A 3,521-nucleotide genomic window follows, 5' to 3' on the forward strand; every position below is an offset into this window, starting at 1 on the left:
CAGGCGTAGTCAACGGGAAACCGGACTAAGCACTGTAGCGCCAGCTTTGTCCGGCAGAGTTGGCGCACGTTGTCCGCTTCAAGAAGACACCCCCTCAAGTGGGGTGTTTTTTATCCAGGCTTATAAAGCCAGGCTTATAAAAAGGCGCCAGTGAAGACCGGCGCCTTTTTACTTTTACACAGGCCCTGGGTAGAGCAATAAAGGCGTTATATCCTGCCCAAGAGCAAGAGCACCAACAGCACCACCAGCACCACGCCAATGATTCCTGAAGGTCCATAACCCCAACTTCTGGAGTGCGGGAATACAGGGAGGCCGCCAATCAGCAGCAGAATCAGAATGATGATCAGAATGGTGCCCATGGCTGTTTCCTTATTGGAGTACGGTTGAACAACACAGTCGTTCAAGGACAAGTTCGTTTTACGGATAAAGCGAACCGCTTAATAAATCCGACTCTGCGCCTATCGAGATAATTCCAAGTTTTTTTAACGTTTTCCGCTTCCAGGGTTATTTCCTTTAAGACTGGCAAGGTTGTCTTCTGCTGGCGCCGTCGTGTTCACCAAGTCATTGGTTTGCCTTGGGCATTCAGCACCCTGATGGTGCGTGGGTGGCGCCAGGGCCTTCGCTACACTGCGGCTCATCTTCCCCGGAACAACAAGGCAACTCTTATGCAAAATCGCATGATGATCACTGGCGCCGGCTCCGGCCTGGGTCGCGAAATCGCTTTGCGCTGGGCCCGTGAAGGCTGGCGGCTGGCCTTGTCCGATGTCAGCGAGGCGGGTCTGCAGGAAACCCTGAAGCAGGTACGCGCAGCCGGTGGCGAAGGCTTCGTGCAGCGTTGTGATGTGCGTGACTACAGCCAGCTGACGGCCTTTGCCCAGGCCTGTGAGGTCAAGTTCGGCGGCATCGACATCATCGTCAACAACGCTGGTGTGGCTTCGGGCGGTTTCTTCAGCGAGTTGTCCCTGGAGGATTGGGACTGGCAGATCGCGATCAATCTGATGGGGGTGGTCAAGGGCTGCAAGGCCTTCCTGCCGTTGCTGGAGCAGAGCAAGGGCAAGATCATCAATATCGCCTCCATGGCCGCCTTGATGCAGGGGCCGGCCATGAGCAACTACAACGTGGCCAAGGCGGGCGTGGTGGCGCTTTCCGAGAGCCTGCTGGCGGAGCTGGCGCAACAGGAAATCGGCGTGCATGTGGTTTGTCCGTCGTTCTTCCAGACCAACCTGCTGGATTCCTTCCGTGGCCCGACCCCGGCGATGAAGGCCCAGGTGGGCAAGTTGCTGGAAAGCTCGCCCATTACCGCCGCCGAGATTGCCGATTACATCCACACTCAAGTCAACGCCGGCCAGTTCATGATCCTGCCCCACGAGCAGGGGCGCATGGCCTGGGCCCTGAAGCAGAAAAACCCTCAGGCGCTGTACGACGAAATGACCCTGATGGCGGACAAGATGCGCGCCAAGGCCAAACAAGGCGCCAACTAAGCTTGCCCCACCACCACGGCCTCGTTAGGGTTGCCGGCACCTGGCAATCCTGACGAGACCTTGCATGCTCAACTACCTGTGGTTCTTCCTCGCCGCGCTGTTTGAAATCGCCGGCTGCTATGCCTTCTGGATGTGGTTGCGCCAGGGCAAGAGTGCCCTCTGGGTGATTCCCGCCCTGATCAGCCTGACCCTGTTCGCTCTGTTGCTGACCAAGGTCGAAGCCACTTATGCCGGGCGCGCCTATGCCGCCTACGGAGGCATCTACATCGTGGCGTCCATTGGCTGGCTGGCGGTGGTGGAGCGGGTGCGGCCCCTGGGATCGGATTGGCTGGGGCTACTGTTATGTGTGATCGGGGCCAGTGTGATTCTGTTCGGCCCGCGCTTTTCCAACGGTTGAGCATTCCGGCCCAAAGGTTTGGGCCGGTCCAGGCCTCAGTCGAACAACGCCTTGGGCACGTCGTGCTTGAGCATCAATTGGCACTGCTCGCTGTCCGGATCGAAAACGATCACCGCCTGGCCCTTGCTCAAGGCCTGACGGACCCGCAGGACTCGGGTTTCCAATGGGGTTTCATCACCGTTGTCGGTGCCCTCGCGGGTGACGAAGTCTTCGATCAGGCGGGTCAGGGTGTCGACTTCAAGTTGGTCGTGGGGAATCAGCATGGGGGCCTCCGGCAAACAATCCCGGATGCTACTGCGCCCGGGCCTGTGCCGCCAGCGACGGCGCGCACAAACTCGGTGCCGCGCTTCAGGATTTCTGTCCTACCAGGCTGTCCACCGAGGGCACCCGGGTATCGCTTTCCATCTGTGCGTCGTGTTCCAGTTGGTGACTGAAACGGTCCAGAGAGCCTGTGGCCGGCTGTGCATCACTGGCAAACACCGGCGGGCTGAGAATATAGGCACCCAACAGGCGACTGAGTGCCGCCAGGCTGTCGATGTGGGTTCGCTCGTAGCCGTGGGTGGCGTCGCAACCGAAGGCCAGCAGCGCGGTGCGGATGTCGTGCCCGGCGGTGACCGCCGAATGAGCGTCGCTGAAGTAGTAGCGAAACAGGTCGCGGCGCACCGGCAGCTCGTGCTCGGCGGCCAGACGCAGCAGGTGACGGGACAGGTGATAGTCGTAAGGGCCGCCGGAGTCCTGCATCGCCACGCTCACGGCGTGCTCACTGGAGTGCTGGCCCGGAGCGACCGGAGCAATGTCGATGCCGACGAACTCACTGACGTCCCAAGGCAGGGCCGCCGCCGCGCCGCTGCCGGTCTCTTCGGTGATGGTGAACAGCGGATGGCAGTCGATCATCAGGGTTTCACCACTGTCGACGATGGCCTTGAGGGCGGCCAGCAAGGCCGCAACCCCAGCCTTGTCGTCCAGATGGCGGGCGCTGATATGGCCGCTTTCGGTGAATTCCGGCAGAGGGTCGAAGGCGACGAAATCACCCACGCCAATCCCCAGGGATTCGCAGTCGGCGCGGGTGGTGCAGTAGGCGTCCAGACGCAGTTCTATGTGGTCCCAGCTGATGGGCAACTCGTCCACCGCGGTGTTGAAGGCATGCCCGGAGGCCATTAACGGCAGCACGCTGCCGCGCAGTACGCCGTTGTCGGTGAACAGGCTGACCCGGCTGCCTTCGGCAAAGCGGCTGGACCAGCAGCCCACGGGTGCCAGGGTCAGGCGGCCATTGTCTTTTACCGCGCGGACGCTGGCGCCGATGGTGTCCAGGTGCGCTGAGACCGCCCGGTCGGGGCTGTTCTTCTGGCCCTTGAGGGTGGCGCGGATGGTACCGCGCCGGGTCAGCTCGAAGGGGATGCCCAGTTCTTCCAGGCGTTCGGCGACGTAGCGCACGATGGTGTCGGTAAAACCGGTGGGGCTGGGAATGGCGAGCATTTCCAGGAGGACTTTCTGCAGGTAGGCAAGGTCCGGCTCGGGAATCTGACGGGTCATGGAAACTCCTGATGAGAAAAGGCCATCGATGGTTTCGATGAGAGAGTGAAGGGCCTTGAGAGGGCTTTCGCCGGCGAGCCGGCTCCTACAAGAAGCTAGGAGCCGGCTCG

At 60.9% G+C, this 3,521-nt stretch carries 5 protein-coding genes; 2 read left to right on the forward strand and 3 right to left on the reverse strand.

Features of this window, described 5'->3' with window-relative positions:
* Positions 1–206: 206 nt before the first annotated feature.
* The gene (locus tag BLX41_RS24750) at positions 207–359 is read right to left on the reverse strand and encodes a DUF3309 family protein (protein ID WP_003226960.1); all 153 of its coding nucleotides are present in this window, start codon (positions 357–359) and stop codon (positions 207–209) included.
* A gap of 306 nt (positions 360–665) precedes the next feature.
* Here BLX41_RS24750 and BLX41_RS24755 point away from each other — a divergent pair, with 306 nt between their 5' ends.
* Positions 666–1,481, forward strand: a complete 816-nt coding sequence (locus BLX41_RS24755) for an SDR family oxidoreductase (RefSeq protein WP_185073759.1) — start codon at positions 666–668, stop codon at positions 1,479–1,481.
* Between the two features lie 64 nt (positions 1,482–1,545).
* The gene (locus BLX41_RS24760; protein ID WP_102860827.1) at positions 1,546–1,878 is read left to right on the forward strand and encodes a YnfA family protein; all 333 of its coding nucleotides are present in this window, start codon (positions 1,546–1,548) and stop codon (positions 1,876–1,878) included.
* Positions 1,879–1,913: 35 nt separating this feature from the next.
* On the opposite strand, the gene BLX41_RS24765 is transcribed toward BLX41_RS24760, so the two are convergent.
* Positions 1,914–2,141 carry a YheU family protein gene (locus tag BLX41_RS24765; RefSeq protein WP_123727003.1) on the reverse strand — a complete coding sequence of 76 codons (228 nt, stop codon included), beginning with the start codon at positions 2,139–2,141 and terminating at the stop codon, positions 1,914–1,916.
* Positions 2,142–2,226: 85 nt separating this feature from the next.
* Positions 2,227–3,411, reverse strand: a complete 1,185-nt coding sequence (locus BLX41_RS33845) for an osmoprotectant NAGGN system M42 family peptidase (RefSeq protein ID WP_185073761.1) — start codon at positions 3,409–3,411, stop codon at positions 2,227–2,229.
* Between the last annotated feature and the right edge of the window lie 110 nt (positions 3,412–3,521).

Origin of the sequence: Pseudomonas protegens (assembly GCF_003732485.1) — a bacterium.
Lineage (GTDB): Bacteria > Pseudomonadota > Gammaproteobacteria > Pseudomonadales > Pseudomonadaceae > Aquipseudomonas > Aquipseudomonas protegens_B.